Source organism: Faecalibacterium sp. 9 (genome assembly GCF_048320955.1).
Classification (GTDB): Bacteria; Bacillota; Clostridia; order Oscillospirales; family Ruminococcaceae; genus Faecalibacterium; species Faecalibacterium wellingii.
Genome location: NZ_JBLWGB010000002.1, coordinates 244,826 through 260,032, shown reverse-complemented (window position 1 = coordinate 260,032; position 15,207 = coordinate 244,826). Strand labels below are relative to the sequence as shown.

At 58.3% G+C, this 15,207-nt stretch carries 14 protein-coding genes; 10 read left to right on the top strand and 4 right to left on the bottom strand.

Features of this window, described 5'->3' with window-relative positions; genetic code table 11:
• The first annotated feature begins 63 nt into the window (after positions 1-63).
• The 10 genes from ACKXF9_RS09760 (at position 64) to ACKXF9_RS09715 (ending at position 10,046) form a co-directional block, all read left to right on the top strand.
• Positions 64-2,559 (top strand): LuxR C-terminal-related transcriptional regulator, encoded by a 2,496-nt coding sequence (locus ACKXF9_RS09760; RefSeq protein WP_418266049.1) that lies wholly within the window; start codon positions 64-66, stop codon positions 2,557-2,559.
• 137 nt (positions 2,560-2,696) lie between these two features.
• Positions 2,697-4,367 carry an InlB B-repeat-containing protein gene (locus ACKXF9_RS09755; RefSeq protein WP_418266048.1) on the top strand — a complete coding sequence of 557 codons (1,671 nt, stop codon included), beginning with the start codon at positions 2,697-2,699 and terminating at the stop codon, positions 4,365-4,367.
• A 274-nt stretch (positions 4,368-4,641) separates the two neighbouring features.
• Positions 4,642-5,460: a hypothetical protein gene (locus ACKXF9_RS09750; RefSeq protein WP_418266047.1), complete on the top strand. Its 819-nt coding sequence runs from the start codon at positions 4,642-4,644 to the stop codon at positions 5,458-5,460.
• A gap of 3 nt (positions 5,461-5,463) precedes the next feature.
• A complete protein-coding gene (locus tag ACKXF9_RS09745) occupies positions 5,464-5,901 on the top strand; it encodes a hypothetical protein (RefSeq protein ID WP_418266046.1) in 438 nt (145 codons plus the stop codon).
• A gap of 39 nt (positions 5,902-5,940) precedes the next feature.
• Positions 5,941-6,531, top strand: coding sequence for a hypothetical protein (locus tag ACKXF9_RS09740; RefSeq protein WP_418266045.1), 591 nt, complete (start codon positions 5,941-5,943; stop codon positions 6,529-6,531).
• 15 nt (positions 6,532-6,546) lie between these two features.
• Complete coding sequence (locus ACKXF9_RS09735; protein WP_418266044.1) at positions 6,547-7,377, top strand: hypothetical protein; 831 nt, start codon at positions 6,547-6,549, stop codon at positions 7,375-7,377.
• A gap of 16 nt (positions 7,378-7,393) precedes the next feature.
• Positions 7,394-8,020, top strand: coding sequence for a hypothetical protein (locus ACKXF9_RS09730; RefSeq protein WP_418266043.1), 627 nt, complete (start codon positions 7,394-7,396; stop codon positions 8,018-8,020).
• Positions 8,021-8,031: 11 nt separating this feature from the next.
• Positions 8,032-8,223, top strand: a complete 192-nt coding sequence (locus ACKXF9_RS09725; RefSeq protein WP_418266042.1) for a hypothetical protein — start codon at positions 8,032-8,034, stop codon at positions 8,221-8,223.
• A 19-nt stretch (positions 8,224-8,242) separates the two neighbouring features.
• A complete protein-coding gene (locus ACKXF9_RS09720; protein WP_418266041.1) occupies positions 8,243-9,286 on the top strand; it encodes a hypothetical protein in 1,044 nt (347 codons plus the stop codon).
• A gap of 37 nt (positions 9,287-9,323) precedes the next feature.
• Complete coding sequence (locus ACKXF9_RS09715) at positions 9,324-10,046, top strand: DUF3137 domain-containing protein (protein ID WP_418266040.1); 723 nt, start codon at positions 9,324-9,326, stop codon at positions 10,044-10,046.
• A 188-nt stretch (positions 10,047-10,234) separates the two neighbouring features.
• Here the strand turns inward: ACKXF9_RS09715 and ACKXF9_RS09710 are convergent, their stop codons facing one another.
• The 4 genes from ACKXF9_RS09710 to murD form a co-directional block, all read right to left on the bottom strand.
• Positions 10,235-11,413, bottom strand: coding sequence for a pyridoxal phosphate-dependent aminotransferase (locus ACKXF9_RS09710; RefSeq protein ID WP_418266039.1), 1,179 nt, complete (start codon positions 11,411-11,413; stop codon positions 10,235-10,237).
• Between the two features lie 17 nt (positions 11,414-11,430).
• Positions 11,431-12,699 (bottom strand): aminotransferase class I/II-fold pyridoxal phosphate-dependent enzyme, encoded by a 1,269-nt coding sequence (locus tag ACKXF9_RS09705; protein ID WP_418266038.1) that lies wholly within the window; start codon positions 12,697-12,699, stop codon positions 11,431-11,433.
• Between the two features lie 284 nt (positions 12,700-12,983).
• On the bottom strand, positions 12,984-13,742 hold the full coding sequence (locus tag ACKXF9_RS09700) for a GNAT family N-acetyltransferase (RefSeq protein ID WP_418266037.1): 759 nt from the start codon (positions 13,740-13,742) through the stop codon (positions 12,984-12,986).
• Positions 13,739-15,142, bottom strand: a complete 1,404-nt coding sequence (gene murD / locus ACKXF9_RS09695) for a UDP-N-acetylmuramoyl-L-alanine--D-glutamate ligase (protein WP_418266036.1) — start codon at positions 15,140-15,142, stop codon at positions 13,739-13,741. The genes ACKXF9_RS09700 and murD overlap by 4 nt, the downstream gene beginning before the upstream one ends.
• Between the last annotated feature and the right edge of the window lie 65 nt (positions 15,143-15,207).

Genomic DNA, 15,207 nt, shown 5'->3' with positions numbered 1-15,207 from the left:
AGTTATGTTATACTGGATGCAGTGAATCACAGTTCCTCCGGATGGTGAGAAGGAGCAAAAACGATGCGGAAAACAGACTTGAACGCGATCTACATTTCGGAGCGGGTGCAGGAGACCCTGCGCCCTGTTTCGGTCAGTGCACTGACGGCGGTGGTGGCTCCTATGGGCTACGGCAAGACCACGGCGGTCAACTGGTTTTTGAACCAGCGCAGGCAGACGGAAAATGCAGTCATCCTGCGGGTGAATATCTATTCCGACAATCGCTTCATCTTCTGGAAAAGTGTTCAGAACGCCTTTGCGGCAGCAGGGCTGACAGCACTGGCGGGCTGCGAATACCCCGAAGACGCCAGCAGCGCCGCCCAGTTGATGGATGACCTGTGCGCTGTGCTGGCAGGAGACACGCCCTGCTACCTGTTTCTGGATGATTTTCACCTGTTAAAGGACGAAAAAGCGGCAAAGTTTCTGTGCGGGCTGGCAAACCGCCTGCCGGCGAACATCCACCTGATCGTGGCAAGCCGGAACAACTTCCTGCCCAAGGAAGAGATCCTCCGGCTGGGGCACCGTCTGCACCGCATTGGCAGGGAGCAGCTGCGGCTCAACCATACCGAGCTTGCCCACTACGCCCACCGCTGCGGCATGGACCTGACCGAGGCACAGGTGGAAAGCCTCCTGCGCTCCTGCGAGGGGTGGTTTTCTGCCATATACCTGAATCTGCACTCCTTAGCCGAGCGGGGCATCCTGCTGAGCGAGGATGCCGATATCTACTCCATGTTCACGGCGGCGATGCTGGAAAACCTGCCGTCCCAAAAGCGGGAGTTCCTTGCCATAATGGGGCTTGCGGATGAGTTCACGGTGGAAATGGCACGGGTCGTGACCGAAATGCCGGACGCAGAGGAGATCCTGCTGACCCTGACCGAGCAGAACGCCTTTGTGACCCGACTGCCGGACGGAAAGACCTTCCGGTTCCATCACATGCTCAAGGAGTGTGCCGTGCGGCTGTTTGCCCGGCTGGCTCCGGAAAAGCAGGATGCCTGCCGGGAACGGTACGGGGTGTGGTATGAGGCAAAGCAGCAGTATCTCCATGCCCTGACCGCCTACGAGGCGTGCAAGGACTACGATGCAGCGCTGCAGGTCATCGAACGGGATGCCGGGATCCTGCTGTCTTCCCTCGACCCGGCAGAGCTGCTGGAACGGCTGGAGCGCTGTCCGGTGGAAACGCTCAAGCGGCACCCATTTGCCATTCTGGTACTGATGCGCTGTATGTTCAACTGGCGGCAGATCCCCAAAATGATGGAGCTGAAGCAGCTTCTGCTGACCACGGTGGCAGAGCATCCGGAGTGGTCTCAGGAAGAAAAAGGCAGCCTTCTGGGAGAGTGCGACCTGATCCTGAGCTTTCTCATGTACAATGATATCTCTGCCATGAGCCGCCTGCACCGCAGCGCCAGTGCGCAGATGTCCCACCCGGCCATCAGCATCCAGAACAGCGGTGGGTGGACCTTCGGTTCTCCCTCGGTGCTGATGATGTTCCACCGTCAGCCCGGTCAGCTGGACCGGGAGCTGGCGGAGATGGATGAATGTATGCCCCACTATTATAAGATCACCAATGGGCACGGCATGGGGGCGGAGACCATCATGCGGGCAGAAGCAGATCTGCAGCAGGGGCGGTTCGACGACGCGCAGATCCTGTTGGAGCGTGCCTATGCACAGATCGAGGGCAACGGTCAGACCAACATGACCCTCTGCTGTGATTTTCTGGCGTGGCGGCTGTCCCTCTGCGGGCCCTACACGCCCCGGGTCCCGCTGGAAGTACGGCGGGAAGAGATGCTCCGGCAGCACAATATGTCATGGCGCAATCTGTTCAACGCCATCTGCGCCTATTACTACGCCCTGCGGGGGCAGACAGACAGCATCCCGGAGGTGTACTCCGCCCACCGCATGAATACTGTAAACACCCTCGCTCCCGGCAAACCCATGATCGGGCTGATCGAAAATCAGGTGTATCTGGCACAGGGAGAATGGGCCCGAGTGCTGGGCCGCAGCCCGGGGCTGCTGACCCTGTGCGAAGCCCTTCACTATGACCTTGTGGCCCTGCATCTGCGAATCCAGATGGCGGCAGCCTGTGCCCGGCTGGTCCGACAGGACGAAGGTCTCAGCCTGCTCCAGCAGGCTCTGGCGCAGGCCGCCCCGGACGGCTTTGTAGTGCCCTTTGCGGAAAATTTCCGGGATCTGAAACCTCTGCTGGAAGCAGCGCAGGAAGGGCCCCATTCCGATGCTGTCCGACGCATCCTTGCTCTGGGTGCCGCGCAGGAGGAACGCTGCCGGGCATTGAACCACAGCGAGGCCCTGCCCGAAGCTGCCGCCCGGCTGACAGAGCGGGAGCTTACACTGGCAAGGCTTATTGCAGACCGCTGTACCAACAAAGAGATCGCTGCCAAGATGTTCCTTTCGGAAGGAACGGTGAAGCAGTACACAAACCAGCTTTATTCCAAGCTGGGCATTGGCGGCGGGGTGCGTACGAAGCGTGCCCAGCTGGCAGAATTGTTCGCCAAAAAATACTAACCTCAGGTTAATAGCTTTTTTCACCGGCCCGTTGTACTCTTTTATTAGAGGAATAACAGGCCGGTTTTTCTGCGCCCGGATGCAGACTGAAAAAAGCGGTGCACAGGGCAGCGGAACGGCGGAAGGAGGATGTTTTTATGACAAATGAACTCCGGCGCACCCCAAAGCTGCGGCTGCTCAGTGCCTTTCTGGCAGCGGCCATGACTCTGACCATATTCCCTGCGGCTGCATTCGCGGCGGACGTGACAGATTATGAACTTGCTGTGAATGGAACGAGGGTGACCTCGGCCAACGCAACGAATATTCTGGACGATGGCAAGGCAAGTTATGATGCTGACACCCGAACGCTGACCCTGAGTGGAGACATCTCAGCCACAGACAATGCAGTCAACCCATTCGGGGAGCAGATAACTGTTGACGGAAACAGTACACTTACACTGACCGATGGGCAGAAAGAATTGTACGCCGGGCTTTGTGGTACAAAGACGATCAATGTAGCGGCAGGTGCTGATATCACATTGGACGCATTTGGATATGGCATTTCCTATGCGGGTGCAGATATTTCCGGAAATGTAACGATCCGCAATGTGGATTTCGGTGTCACAAGTGGTGGTGCCACGATTCAAAGCACTGGTAAATTGGTCATTGAGAAAGCTGACAAAGCAGTTTCCGGCGGCGGTGCAAAAGTTTATGGTACGCTGGAGATCGACGGCGCAACCACAGCCGTCAGCGACAGCGGTGTCACGGTCTATGATGGCGGCGTGGTGACCATCACCGGAGCAACCAGCGGCCTGAACGGTGGGTCCACCGTGGACGGCGGCAGCCTTTCGGTGAGTGCCACAACCTGCATCGACAACGGTGCCGTGACCTTCACCCGCGGAACCCTGAAACTGGATTCCACGAATAACGAGGCAATCGCCCTGAACAAGCTGACGGTAACTGCAGCTGATTTCTGGTACCGCACGGCGAAAGGCGGCGCATGGACGCAAGTGACGGGCGGCAGCTGGACGCGGCCTGACGATGCGTCTTATTTTGAGATCACCACCAACGCCCCCACCACCACGCACTACACCGTTACCTTCGACCTCAACGGCGGCACTTCCTGGGGCACGAATGACAGCTGGATCAGTCAAAGCGGCGGCAAGTGGAATAATGACCACGATCAGGTGAGTTTTACCACACAGACTGGAGACAAGGGCGAATGTCTGAACGTCCCGCTGATGAAGGGTATGGGCCCTGAGCGGAAAGATTACGAATTTGTCGGCTGGTACACTGAAGCTGTCGGCGGTGAGGCAGTGGAAAAACAGACCTATTATGCAAGTAATCAGCATCTGGAACAGATCAAAGAAAATATCACCCTCTATGCCCACTGGCAGTGGATCGGCGAGGGTCCTGAGCCTGGCCCCGCCCCTGTCCCGGACGAAACGGTAATCGACGGCGGAGACGGCTCCGGGTTCGGCGCAGTGCTGGCCGTGGCAGGCGGCGCTGCTGCGGTGGGAGCTGCAGGCTTTGGCATCTACGAACTGGCCACCCGCGCCATCCTGAAAGACCTGCTGCCTGAGGGCACGGCGATCCCCGCGACCCGCGGCGAGCTGGCCCTGCTGCTGTGGCAGAACGCCGGAAGGCCGGAACCCGCTGCACTGCCCGCCTTTGCGGACATGGCAGATGCTGAGACTGCAAAGGCCGCCCAGTGGTGCACCGAACAGGGCCTGCTGACGGCTGAGGACGGCGCGTTCCACCCGGAACAGAAGGTCACGAAGTACCGCGTGATCCGGGTCTGGAAACAGGCTGCGGCACCGCAGCAGTGATGGGGCAGCTGCAGATCTGCACCGGAAAATTCAGGACGGATGTGAAGAGAACCTGCTGATGGATCCCGGCAAAAGCGGAACCCGCTCCCCGCAGAGCAGAAGGAAGGTTCTTTTTGCCGCAGCGGAAACGGCTTGGGTTAAATGCTTTTCCGTTTTTTAAAACAGCGAGGCCCATGTCCGGCACCCCTGCGATGCGGACATGGGCCTTTTTTCTCAGCTGCTTCACTGCCGGGAAAACACTTTGCAGATCAAAACAGGAAAGGAGAAAAGCAAGATGAAATGGAGAAAAACAGCGACTGTTCTGAGCCTTCTGCTGGCGCTGAGCATCAGCCTTTCTGCCTGTGGAGGAGGCGCGGCAGAGCCCTCCCCCAGCTCAGAATCGGAGGAAGCCCCGTATTCTGAGGAGACCTCGGACACGACCTCTGCGGCCGAGCTGAGCGATGAGCAGCGGGAAGCGCTGGACGACTGGATCTGGTACGAGCGGGGGGACTACACCTCGGAAAACTGGTACCACATTGCGTCCGACGGCACGGTGGAGATGCACACCGAGTACGACTCCACCGAGGACACCTACACCGCCTACCCCATGCTGGGATGCTCCTACAACTTTGAGGGCTTTGACGTCGGCTCGGACGATGTGCCTTTCCTGAGCCTTCAGATGGAGGAGAATGTCTTTAACAGTGTGGAGATCATCGAGGACGGAAGAGCGTTCCTTATCGGAAATGCAAGCTCCTTTGAAAGCTACTACATCCGCTCCGACTACACCGATGACGAGGACCTGCACAACGCCTGTGTGCTGATGTACCGGCAGTGGCGGATGGACGAAGAGCACCTGTACCTCAACTTCTACCCCAACCATGGCTTCATCCTGCATGGCCAGAAAGATCTGGGGGACGGCGTTTACGGCTTTGATGCCGACAGCGTGTATACCGGTCAGTGGATGGTGGACGGCGATACCGTAAGCCTTTTCTGGGACGACGGAACCGAGGACGCTGCAGTGCTGATCCCGAATGAGCACCCGGGCGATGTGGGAGAAGACGTAAGCACCCTGAGCCTGAACGGCACCGACCTGCTCTTCAACAACAGGTGGTGAACGATGAAAAAACAAATCGGCGTTCTACTGGCGGCATTTCTGATCCTGCTGCTGGGGTGGGCCATCCTCCCGGCTCCGGCAATGCCGTCGGATGATCCACCGGAGGAAGACATTGCCGGAAGCGACTGGCGCACATGGGGCATCATCAACGACTCCGGCACACTGGTGCAGGACGGGGAGACCATCCCCTTCTGCGCCTGCGTCCACACCGGGGACACGACCCTCTACCATGACACCGAAAGTCAGGTGCTACTGGCAGAGCTGGACTACCCTGCACCTGTGGAGAATGCGGAACAGCGCTACCTCGGCATGGAGACCGCAGACCGGAACGGCGACGGCAGCAGCGATGTCCTGCTCCGCTTTTCACAGGAAGATGGAACGCTGGAACTGTTGTTCTGCTGGGACCCGGAGACTGGGGCCTTTCGATCCGTTCCGGCATGACCGGAGCAAAAACCATTTATTAAAAAAGGAGGCAATTCTATGAAAAACACGATGAAATGCACGCTGGGGCTGTTTGCCGCTGCACTGCTGACCATGTCGCTGGCACTCAGCGTCTATGCATCCGGTCACGACCTGACCTTTACCGACAAAGGCAACCGGATGCATGTCAAGGACAAAACCGTTCATGTGCAGACCTACTACCCCTATGAGTATTATGTGCTGGATGTTCTGGAGGATGCCCTTGTGGTGGCAAACCCCGAATGGGACGACTGCGGTTTTGCGGTCTGCCGCAGGATCACCAATGAATATCTGGACTATACCGGCTCTGATGACGACTTTGTTCTGGACTATGCAGAGGAATATCTGGAGTATGATTTCCAGCAGCTGTACGGTGGTCAGTGGCCCGATACCTCGTGGGAGGTAGTGGACGAGAGCAACGCTTCCAACCGCATCGCCACCATGCGGGGCTACATCTGGAACGATGAGATGGATGCCTACATGTGGACCGTGATCTACTGGGACACCAGTTACAACAACGCCATGGCAAAGACCTTCTTTGTCCCGGAGTACAACGGCTACGATAAGGCCGACAAGATGGGCAAGAAGGTGAGCAGCACCGTCGGGTGCTGATGGGAGTGATGCAGTATGAGGACACGGAACCGTGCCCCGCAGGAAAAGATGCCGGATGAAGAGCTTTCCCGCCGCATCCTGTTTTACGGGCATCTGGCAAACCTCTGCGCCTACGGCTGCATTGCAGGTGCCGTGCTGGGCGTTCTGGCCGGCATCCTGCTTCAAAGCTTTACGGCGGGCTGCACCATCGTGATGCTTGTGATCGTAGCAGCAGTATTTTTGATCCAGCTGATCCACGCCATGCAAAGTTCCCTGATCCTCGGACAGCTGGGGGATGGTTTTATGGCCGCACTGCACAAGGCCTTTGGCCCGCAGCCGGAGCACAAGCAGTGGCCCATGAGCGATGAACTGGCGCGGCGTTCCGGGCTTTTCCCGGAGGAATGGGAATCGGCCAGTGCCCACGGCAGCTACGAGGGCAGCTATCAGGGCATTCCCTTTGCCATGCACAACGCTTCCCTCATCCACGTCTGGGAGGTGCGCGACCCCATGCCCGACGACCCGCACAACACCCGCACCTGCTCCAAAACGATCTTCAAGGGGTTGTTTCTGGTGTGCCGGATGCGCAGGCCGATGGCTCCGGAGCCCTTTGCCCTGCCCGGCGAGTTTGATCTGGCACCGGAAAACTGGAAGCAGCAGCTGCAGAGGGCCGTGAACGCCCGGGCACTGCGGATGAGCTTCCGGGGAGATCTGATGTTTGCCGCCTTTGACACCGACCAGAAGATCATGGCAGTTTCCAAGGACATCGACCCGAAGATCATTGATGAATACCGCCGCAGTTTTCAGGACTCGGTTGACATGATGAAGGATCTGATGGAAGCCGTGGCGCAGAATACGGAGCTTTTCTGAAACAGGAGGAACCAAAATGAAACGTATCGCACTTTTACTTGCCGCCTTGCTGATGTTTTCCCTGACCGGATGCGGCAGTTCCGAGGCCGCGGGCAAGGCTTCGGACTCCGACAAGGCCGGGGCTTACGAGGTCATCCCGCCGGAGGATGGCCGGGGCGACCTGATCCCCGCCTCTTCGGACGTGGTGAGCATCCCGGTGCTGGTGGGCGGTGGTCTCCCCTTCACCAGCATGGAAAATCTGATGAACGAGAACTACGAGGATGGCACCTACACCTACGAGGACATGACGCAGGACGGCTCTGTGCTGGTGGTGGATATGGCGTTCCAGTCGCTGCGCACCAACGAGACGGTGGAGGAATACGCAGAATATGCTGCCCGGTTTGCCGCTCTGGATACCGGCGAAGGGGAACCCCGCGATGTCACCTGCTTTCAGGATGAGGACTACACCCAGAACCTTTCCTACCCGGTTTACATCGTCTGGTACACCACCGGCTCGGGGGAGGACCAGCGGGAGTGGATGGTCTACACGGTGGACACCGACGACTACACCTACCTTTATGCCTTCGGCACCATTGCCGATGAAGCGGACGACATGCAGGATGTGTTCTACAACATCTGCGATCATCTTGAACTGGTGGATTGAGGTTTGAGGATATGACGCTGGAACAATCGGTTCTGCTGCTTGCACTGGCTCTGGCCGGGGCCTATGCGCTGCCCCGGCTTTTGCCGCAGAAGCCCCGGCTGCGCCGGGGACTACAGGTCCTGTGCATCGTGATGGCAGTGCTCAGCGCGGCGTATGCCCTGCTGACGCTGCTGTTCGTCTGGGCAGCAGGACAGAAACTTTGAAGATCGGGAGAAAACGACCATGAAAAACAAAACTCATCTGCTGCCCCTTGCCAGTCTTCTGCTGGCAGGCGGCATCCTCTGTACCGGCTGCGGCGGCGATGCCCCCGTCAGCAGCGTTCCGGCTGACGTCAGTACGGCTTCCTCTGTGGAAGAGGTCGATGCCATGGACGGCTACGACTACATCAATGATTATGTCGGTCTGTGGGGCTATTACGACATCGAGCTCTGGCTCCGTGTCCACGAGGACAGCACCTTTGAATTCGTCAACTCCGAGGACGAGACCATTTACACCGGCACCGCAGATGCGGACAAATACGGCATGGACCTCTACTTCGACGACGATACTCCGCAGATGCGGCTGGATCTTTCGGTCAGCGGCGACCTGTTGGAGGAAGGCTCTTCGGATGCTTTGCACCCGGTGGACGCCATCGTCTCCCGGGCGACCTGCTTTGAGAAAAACGGGCTGGAGATCAATGGCATCGTGGATTCTTCCGACCCCATCCAGCTGAACAGCGGCGTTTGCAGCTTTACCGGAAAGGGCAGCGGCTACAACACCGACGAGTGTTACTGGCAGGTGACAAAGTACAACGATGTGACCCACGACGGCATCCGGGAGATCCAGTTTGATGCCGTGTGCTATATCCCGGATTCCTCTATTCCCTACTTTGGGCAGACCTATGATACCTACATCTCCAGCGAACTCTACGATGCCTATACCGGCACATGGCTCACGGCATCCACCGCCAAAGGGGACACGAGTCGGGCCGACCACCATTATTATCACACGGTGTACTGGAACGACAACGCTTACGACATCGAGTTCTTCTTCTCTACCGACTGGAACATGAGCAGCACCAGCGATGACAAGATCTTTACCAAGAGCTATGTGGTCTACCTGCCGGAGGATTACGACGGACTGGTTTTTGCCGCACAGGCGCAGCCGGACAACTATGCTGATGCCATGGCACTGGATAATCTGGAAAATGTAAGCCCCGAAGGTAACATCATGGATCTTGCTCCGCTGGACCCCTACGCCAGCCTGTACTTCAGCATCTGCGGCTGAGCCGGAAAGAGAAAGGGAGGACGCTATGAGCTATGGAATGATTTTTGCGATTGCCGTGGTGCTTCTTCTGGGATGGCTGCACAGCAGCCGGAAAGAAGCCGCCCGACAGGACGTAGACCGCCGCATCGTCCCCGCGGTGCTGGATGCTGCGCTGCAGCAGGTGCAGTTTGCGCCCAATGGCAGGATCACCTGTTTTGGGGACTCCGGGCTTCCTCTGCCCCAGTATGACCGCATGACCGGCGGAGAGCACGTCCGTGCAAAATACCGGGGCTATGAGGTGGAACTGTGCAGCATCGAGCTGGACCGGGATGTCAGCTATACCGACCCGAACGACCCCACTGTGGTCAACGCGCCGTCCTACGACACGGTATACGCCGGGCTGTGGGGCATCTGCCGTTTTGGTGTGCCAATGCCCGTGAGCCTGACCTTTACCCCACGGGGCAGGCTGGGACAGCTCGTCCGGGGTGCATCGGTACAGAACTCCATGGACGGCTTTGAACAGCAGTTCAAGCTGACAGCAGACGATGACACCGCCCTGAAAGCCTGCCTGACGGAGGAGAAATGCCGGAAGCTGCTGGCTCTTGCCGGGACAGCGGAGGGAAGCTTCAGCGGGAGCCTGCACCGAGACGGCACCCTGTATTTTGCCGTGGAAAACAACAAAGGACTTTTCAAGGGCAGCGGCAGTGACGATGTGCTGCGGGAAAAGTTCACCCGGCAGCTGAAGTGGTGCACCGATGTCATGGACGCTTTTGCTCCCTGAAACAGCGGCAGATCGGTCTGTTTTATCCGCATCGATTCCATCGTAAGGTGCGAAATCTTTCAAAAAGACAGATTTTTTCGGAACTCAAAATACAAAAAGCTGAGCACCTGATTTTTTGCAGATGCTCAGCTTTTTTGTACTCATTTTGGAGATTTGGTTTTAAGAAATCCTTTTATTTTGATCGTGGCTTATTTCAAAAGCTCGGACAGCTTTTCCAGACGGCGGATGGCTTCGTCCAGAACATCGGTACCACGGGCAAAGTGCATCCGGATCAGATGGTTCACCGGTTCCCGGAAGAAGCTGGAACCCGGCACAGCTGCCACGCCGATCTCCCGGATCATCCACTCGCAGAATTCCAGATCTGTCCATCCCTCAAACTGCGGCAGAGTGAGAAATTCCGAAATGTCGATCATCACAAAATAGGTCCCCTGCGGCACATTGTGCTTCAGGCCCACACGGTCCAGCCCGGCAAGAAAGTGGTCGCGCTTTGCGGTGTAAAGGGCCTGCAGGTCTTTATAGTAGCTTGCCGGCAGTTCCAGACCGGCCACAGCGGCTTCCTGCAGCGGTGCAGCCGCACCCACAGTAAGGAAATCGTGCACCTTGCGGGCACTCTCGATCACCTCTGCCGGGCCGATGAGATAGCCCAGACGCCAGCCTGTAATGGAGTAGGTCTTGGAGAGCGAGTTGCAGGTGATGGTATGCTCAAACATGCCGGGCAGGCTTGCCATGCAGATATGCTCTGCCGGAGCGTAGACGATATGCTCGTACACCTCATCTGTTACCACAAAGGCATCGTACTTGATTGCAAGGGCGGCAATGGCCTCCAGCTCGTCCCGGCGGAACACCTTGCCGCAAGGGTTGGAGGGGTTGCACAGGATCAGTGCCTTGGCTCCCTCGGCAAAGCCCTTTTCGATCAGGGAGATATCAAACTCATAGGTGGGCGGCACCAGCGGGATATAGATCGGCTCCGCACCGGAAAGGATGGCGTCTGCGCCATAGTTCTCGTAGAACGGCGAAAAGATCATCACCTTGTCGCCAGGGTTGCAAATGGTCATCATGGCCGCCATCATGGCCTCGGTGCCGCCGCAGGTCACGCAGATCTCGGTGTTGGGGTCCACAGTGTGGTGCAGGGCGGGACTGGTCTTTTTGGCCAGCGCCTCGCGGAAGTTCTGTGCACCAAAGGTCACAGCGTACTGGTGCGGGCCGGCATAGGCTGTCCTTGCCAGCGCGTCCAGCAGCTGCTTCGGCGGGTCAAAATCCGGGAAGCCCTGAGACAGGTTGATGGAGTTATACTGATTATTGATGCGGGTCATGCGGCGGATGACAGAATCCGTAAAGGTGCCCACACGGTCACTTAAAACAGGCATGTGCTTTTCTCTCCTGTTCAATCCTTAAAATACGCCTTCTGGATGGCCAGCAGCACGCCCGCACGGCTGGCAGCAAAGTTCAGGCCGCCCTGCAGGTAGCAGGTATAGGGCTCACGCAGCGGGCCATCGCAGGAAAGCTCGATGGTGCTGCCCTGCGTAAAGCTGCCGCTTGCCATGACCACCTCGTCGGTATAGCCCGGCTCCGGAGAAGGTTCCGGGGCAGCATAGCTGTCCACCGGACTTGCAGCCTGAATGCCCTGACAGAAGCCGATCAGGGCATCTGCAGTGCCTGCATCAAAGCAGGTAACAATGTCGTTGTGGTCATCGCAGTAGCGCGGCACCGGGTTCTTGCCCAGCAGTTCCAGCATACACTGTGCGTAGATGGCCGTTTTGATGGCCTCGCACACCACGCCGGGAGCGTAATAAAAGCCCAGATACATATCACGGGGCGTTTCCAGCGTGCACCCCAGATCCTTGCCGAGGCCGGGGGCGTTCAGACGGTATGCGCACAGCTCCACCAGATCCCTGCGGCCCACAATGTAGCCGCCGGTGGGGGCAATGCCGCCGCCGGGGTTCTTGATAAGGCTGCCCACAGCGATATCTGCACCCACCTGACAGGGCTCCTGCGTCTGGGTGAACTCGCCGTAGCAGTTATCCACAAAAATGATGATATCCGGATTGGCCTCACGGGCGGTATCCGCAATTTTACGGATCGTTTCCAGATCAAAGGCATTGCGCTGCAGATAGCCGCGGCTGCGCTGAATATGGCACACCTTGGCCCCCGGAGCCTTTTTTGCAATGAGGTCGTAGTCCGGGGTAAAATCAGCCTTGAGGGGTGCTTCATCATACTGAACACCGTAATCCATCAGGGTGCCGGTGCCCTTTCCCTTCCCGTCCAGACCAATGACGCCTTCCAGCGTATCGTAGGGACGGCCGGTGGCAGCCAGCAGCGTATCCCCTGCCCGCAGCAGACCGAACAGTGCCACTGCCAGCGTGTGGGTGCCGCTCTGGAACTGGCTGCGCACAAGCGCATCCTCCGCTCCCATCACCTCGGCAAAGATCTGTTCCAGCTTTGCACGGCCGGTATCCCACAGGCCGTAGCCGGTGGTGCCCAGCATATCAGTGGAGGACATCTGCGTGTCCGCAAAGGCTTTCAGCATCTTGAGCTGGTTGAAGTCCCGGATCTCTTCCATATGACGGAAATAGGGCTGGCACAGCTCCATGGCCTTTTCGTCCAGCGCCAGAACTTCGGGTTTATAATCAAAAAAGTGATTTAAGATTGACATTATAATGGTTCCTTAATTTATGATTTGGGATAAATCTCACATGAACTGACGCGTCGGCAGCTTTTTCCTCGGACACGAGATACGGGTTGCGGCACCCAGCATCTGCTTCGCTACCGCTCGCATCTTGCTGGCCGCTGCCCCAACAGCAGTTCCCTGTTTCCGCCGCAGGCGGCGGTCACTGTTGTTGCAGGCCATTCCATCGCCCGCCCTATTGCCCTACGGGCAACAGGGTCCCACCCCAGCGGACGGTCCTCAGAGAAACTTCCGACGTGTCAGCCGACAAACTACGATGGCACATAACGAATATACTCCCCCAGCTTTTCAAAGCCGAGCCGGGTATAAAAATGCACCCGCTCCGGGCTGCAGAGGAACACCGGGCGCTGCCCCTCTGCGGAAAGCTCGTTTGCCATCTGCACAATGAGCCGCCCGCCGATGCCTTTGCCGCGCAGGGAGCTTTCTGTCTGTCCGCAGGCCATATACGCCTGCCCATTTGCAAGGGCATAGGCTCCCACCGTGCAGACCGCTTTCCTGCCCTGTCTCAGCGTCCAGACAAGTGCCTTGCCCCGGATACGCTTGGTGCACAGTTCCGAATAAAGATCCTCCTGTCTGGCCGTATCTTCCGGGTACAATGCCCGGGCCACGTCCATAGCCGCAGGTTCCCGGTCAAGGTCCAGCTGTGCCCAGAGGGCTTCGTCTGCGGCAGGCAGCGGCAACGCCCTGCCGGGGGCAAGACCGAACACGGTCAGTGTCTCAGCCCGGTGCCAGCCGGTGGGCGGCAGACATCCGGCTTCGTCCAGAATGACGCTCTCACACCCGCAGAAGGCCAGAAAGCCGGCCAGTTCCTCGGGATTTGCGTGCCCGGCAACCCATGCAGTGCTGCCGCTGATCTCCAGCGCCAGCGTGGGCCCGGCGTAGAACCGCCACGGCTGGCTTTTGCCAAAGAGAGCAAGGTCCAGCGGAAGCACTGCCCCCAGCACCCACCGGCCCCGGCAGGCATTGGCAAAGCGGGCACGCCGCCGCTTTGTATCGACCTGTGCGATCACTTCAGCTCGTTGACGATCTTCTTGAACTCACGGCCGCGCACCTCAAAGTTGGGGTACAGGTCAAAGGATGCGCTGGCCGGAGACAGGATGATGATATCGCCGGGCTTTGCGCAGGCACGGGCCAGCTCCACAGCATGCTGCATGTTGTCCGCATGCTGGATGGGCAGCTCTGCTTCGTTGAAATTCGGGTCCTCACGCACAGCCTTTTCAATGCGGGGGCCGGTAGCACCCATGAGCACCAGCTCCTTCACATGCGCCACCACTTCCGGTGCCAGCGGCTCATACGGGATGTGCTTATCGTAGCCGCCCGCGATCAGGATGACCTTCTGATCGAAGCTGCGCAGACCGGCAATGGTGCGGGTAGGGCTGGTGCCGATGGAGTCGTTGTAGTACAGCACACCGTCCAGCGTACGCACCGGCTCGATGCGGTGCTCCACGCCGGTAAAGGTGCTGCCCACCTGCCGGATCGCCTCCACAGGCACCTCACCCCACACGGCAGCGGCAGCGGCCAGCAGGTTCTCGATGTTGTGCAGACCGCGCAGCTTCACGTCCTTCTGTGCCAGGAACGGGGTCACAACGCCGTCCTCCGCCATGCAGAGCATGTGATCTTCCTTGCGCAGGAAGGCACCATTGTCGGTGTCATGCAGGCGGGTGAACCACACCTGCTTGCCCTTGCAGTCGGACTGCATGCTGCGGCTGATCTCGTTCTCGTAGCCCAGAACGGCGCGGCAGGGCTGCTTCTGATACAGCAGGATGTTGCGCTTGGCGTCGATGTACTCCTGCATATCCTTGTGATGATCCAGATGGTTGGGGGTGACGTTGGTCACAACGGCAATGTTGGGGCTGGAATGCATGCTGATGAGCTGGAAGCTGGAAAGCTCCACCACAGCCACATCCTCGGGGGCCACCTCGGGCAGCATGGGCAGCAGAGCTGCGCCGATGTTGCCGCCCAGATGCACTTTGCGGCCAGCCGCTTCGTAGAACTTGGAGATCAGGGTCGTGGTGGTGGTCTTTCCGTCGGAGCCGGTCACAGCCACGATCTCGCAGGGGCAGAAATCAAAGAACAGTTCCACCTCGCTGGTCACCATGGTGCCTGCGGCCATGGCATCCTGCAAGGGCTTTTCAAAGTAGCCCACAAAGCCCGGCGTGCGCATGATGATGTCCTGACCCTTGAAGCCGTCCAGATAGTTTTCGCCCAGGCTCAGGTCAATGCCCAGCTCCCGGATGGTGGCGGCATAATCGCCAAAGTCCTCTACGCTCTTCTTCTGGTCACACAGGGTGACGTGCGCCCCCAGCTCCACGAACTCCTTGATGAGCGTCTTATGGCTGACGCCTGCGCCGATGAAGGCAACTTTTTTGCCCTTGATGAGCTCGGCCAGTTTCTGCTGATCCTTCTGCATAAAAACAGTTCCTCCTCAATAAGTAATATCGTATCGAACGCGCCGCAAAGGGGCGCTGAAACATT

Bases quoted from the DNA above. Each gene is read 5' to 3' on its own strand.
- ACKXF9_RS09760 (WP_418266049.1), top strand. From the start codon at position 64: ATGCGGAAAACAGACTTGAACGCGATCTACATTTCGGAGCGGGTGCAG.
- ACKXF9_RS09755 (WP_418266048.1), top strand. From the start codon at position 2,697: ATGACAAATGAACTCCGGCGCACCCCAAAGCTGCGGCTGCTCAGTGCC.
- ACKXF9_RS09750 (WP_418266047.1), top strand. From the start codon at position 4,642: ATGAAATGGAGAAAAACAGCGACTGTTCTGAGCCTTCTGCTGGCGCTG.
- ACKXF9_RS09745 (WP_418266046.1), top strand. From the start codon at position 5,464: ATGAAAAAACAAATCGGCGTTCTACTGGCGGCATTTCTGATCCTGCTG.
- ACKXF9_RS09740 (WP_418266045.1), top strand. From the start codon at position 5,941: ATGAAAAACACGATGAAATGCACGCTGGGGCTGTTTGCCGCTGCACTG.
- ACKXF9_RS09735 (WP_418266044.1), top strand. From the start codon at position 6,547: ATGAGGACACGGAACCGTGCCCCGCAGGAAAAGATGCCGGATGAAGAG.
- ACKXF9_RS09730 (WP_418266043.1), top strand. From the start codon at position 7,394: ATGAAACGTATCGCACTTTTACTTGCCGCCTTGCTGATGTTTTCCCTG.
- ACKXF9_RS09725 (WP_418266042.1), top strand. From the start codon at position 8,032: ATGACGCTGGAACAATCGGTTCTGCTGCTTGCACTGGCTCTGGCCGGG.
- ACKXF9_RS09720 (WP_418266041.1), top strand. From the start codon at position 8,243: ATGAAAAACAAAACTCATCTGCTGCCCCTTGCCAGTCTTCTGCTGGCA.
- ACKXF9_RS09715 (WP_418266040.1), top strand. From the start codon at position 9,324: ATGATTTTTGCGATTGCCGTGGTGCTTCTTCTGGGATGGCTGCACAGC.
- ACKXF9_RS09710 (WP_418266039.1), bottom strand. From the start codon at position 11,413: ATGCCTGTTTTAAGTGACCGTGTGGGCACCTTTACGGATTCTGTCATC.
- ACKXF9_RS09705 (WP_418266038.1), bottom strand. From the start codon at position 12,699: ATGTCAATCTTAAATCACTTTTTTGATTATAAACCCGAAGTTCTGGCG.
- murD (WP_418266036.1), bottom strand. From the start codon at position 15,142: ATGCAGAAGGATCAGCAGAAACTGGCCGAGCTCATCAAGGGCAAAAAA.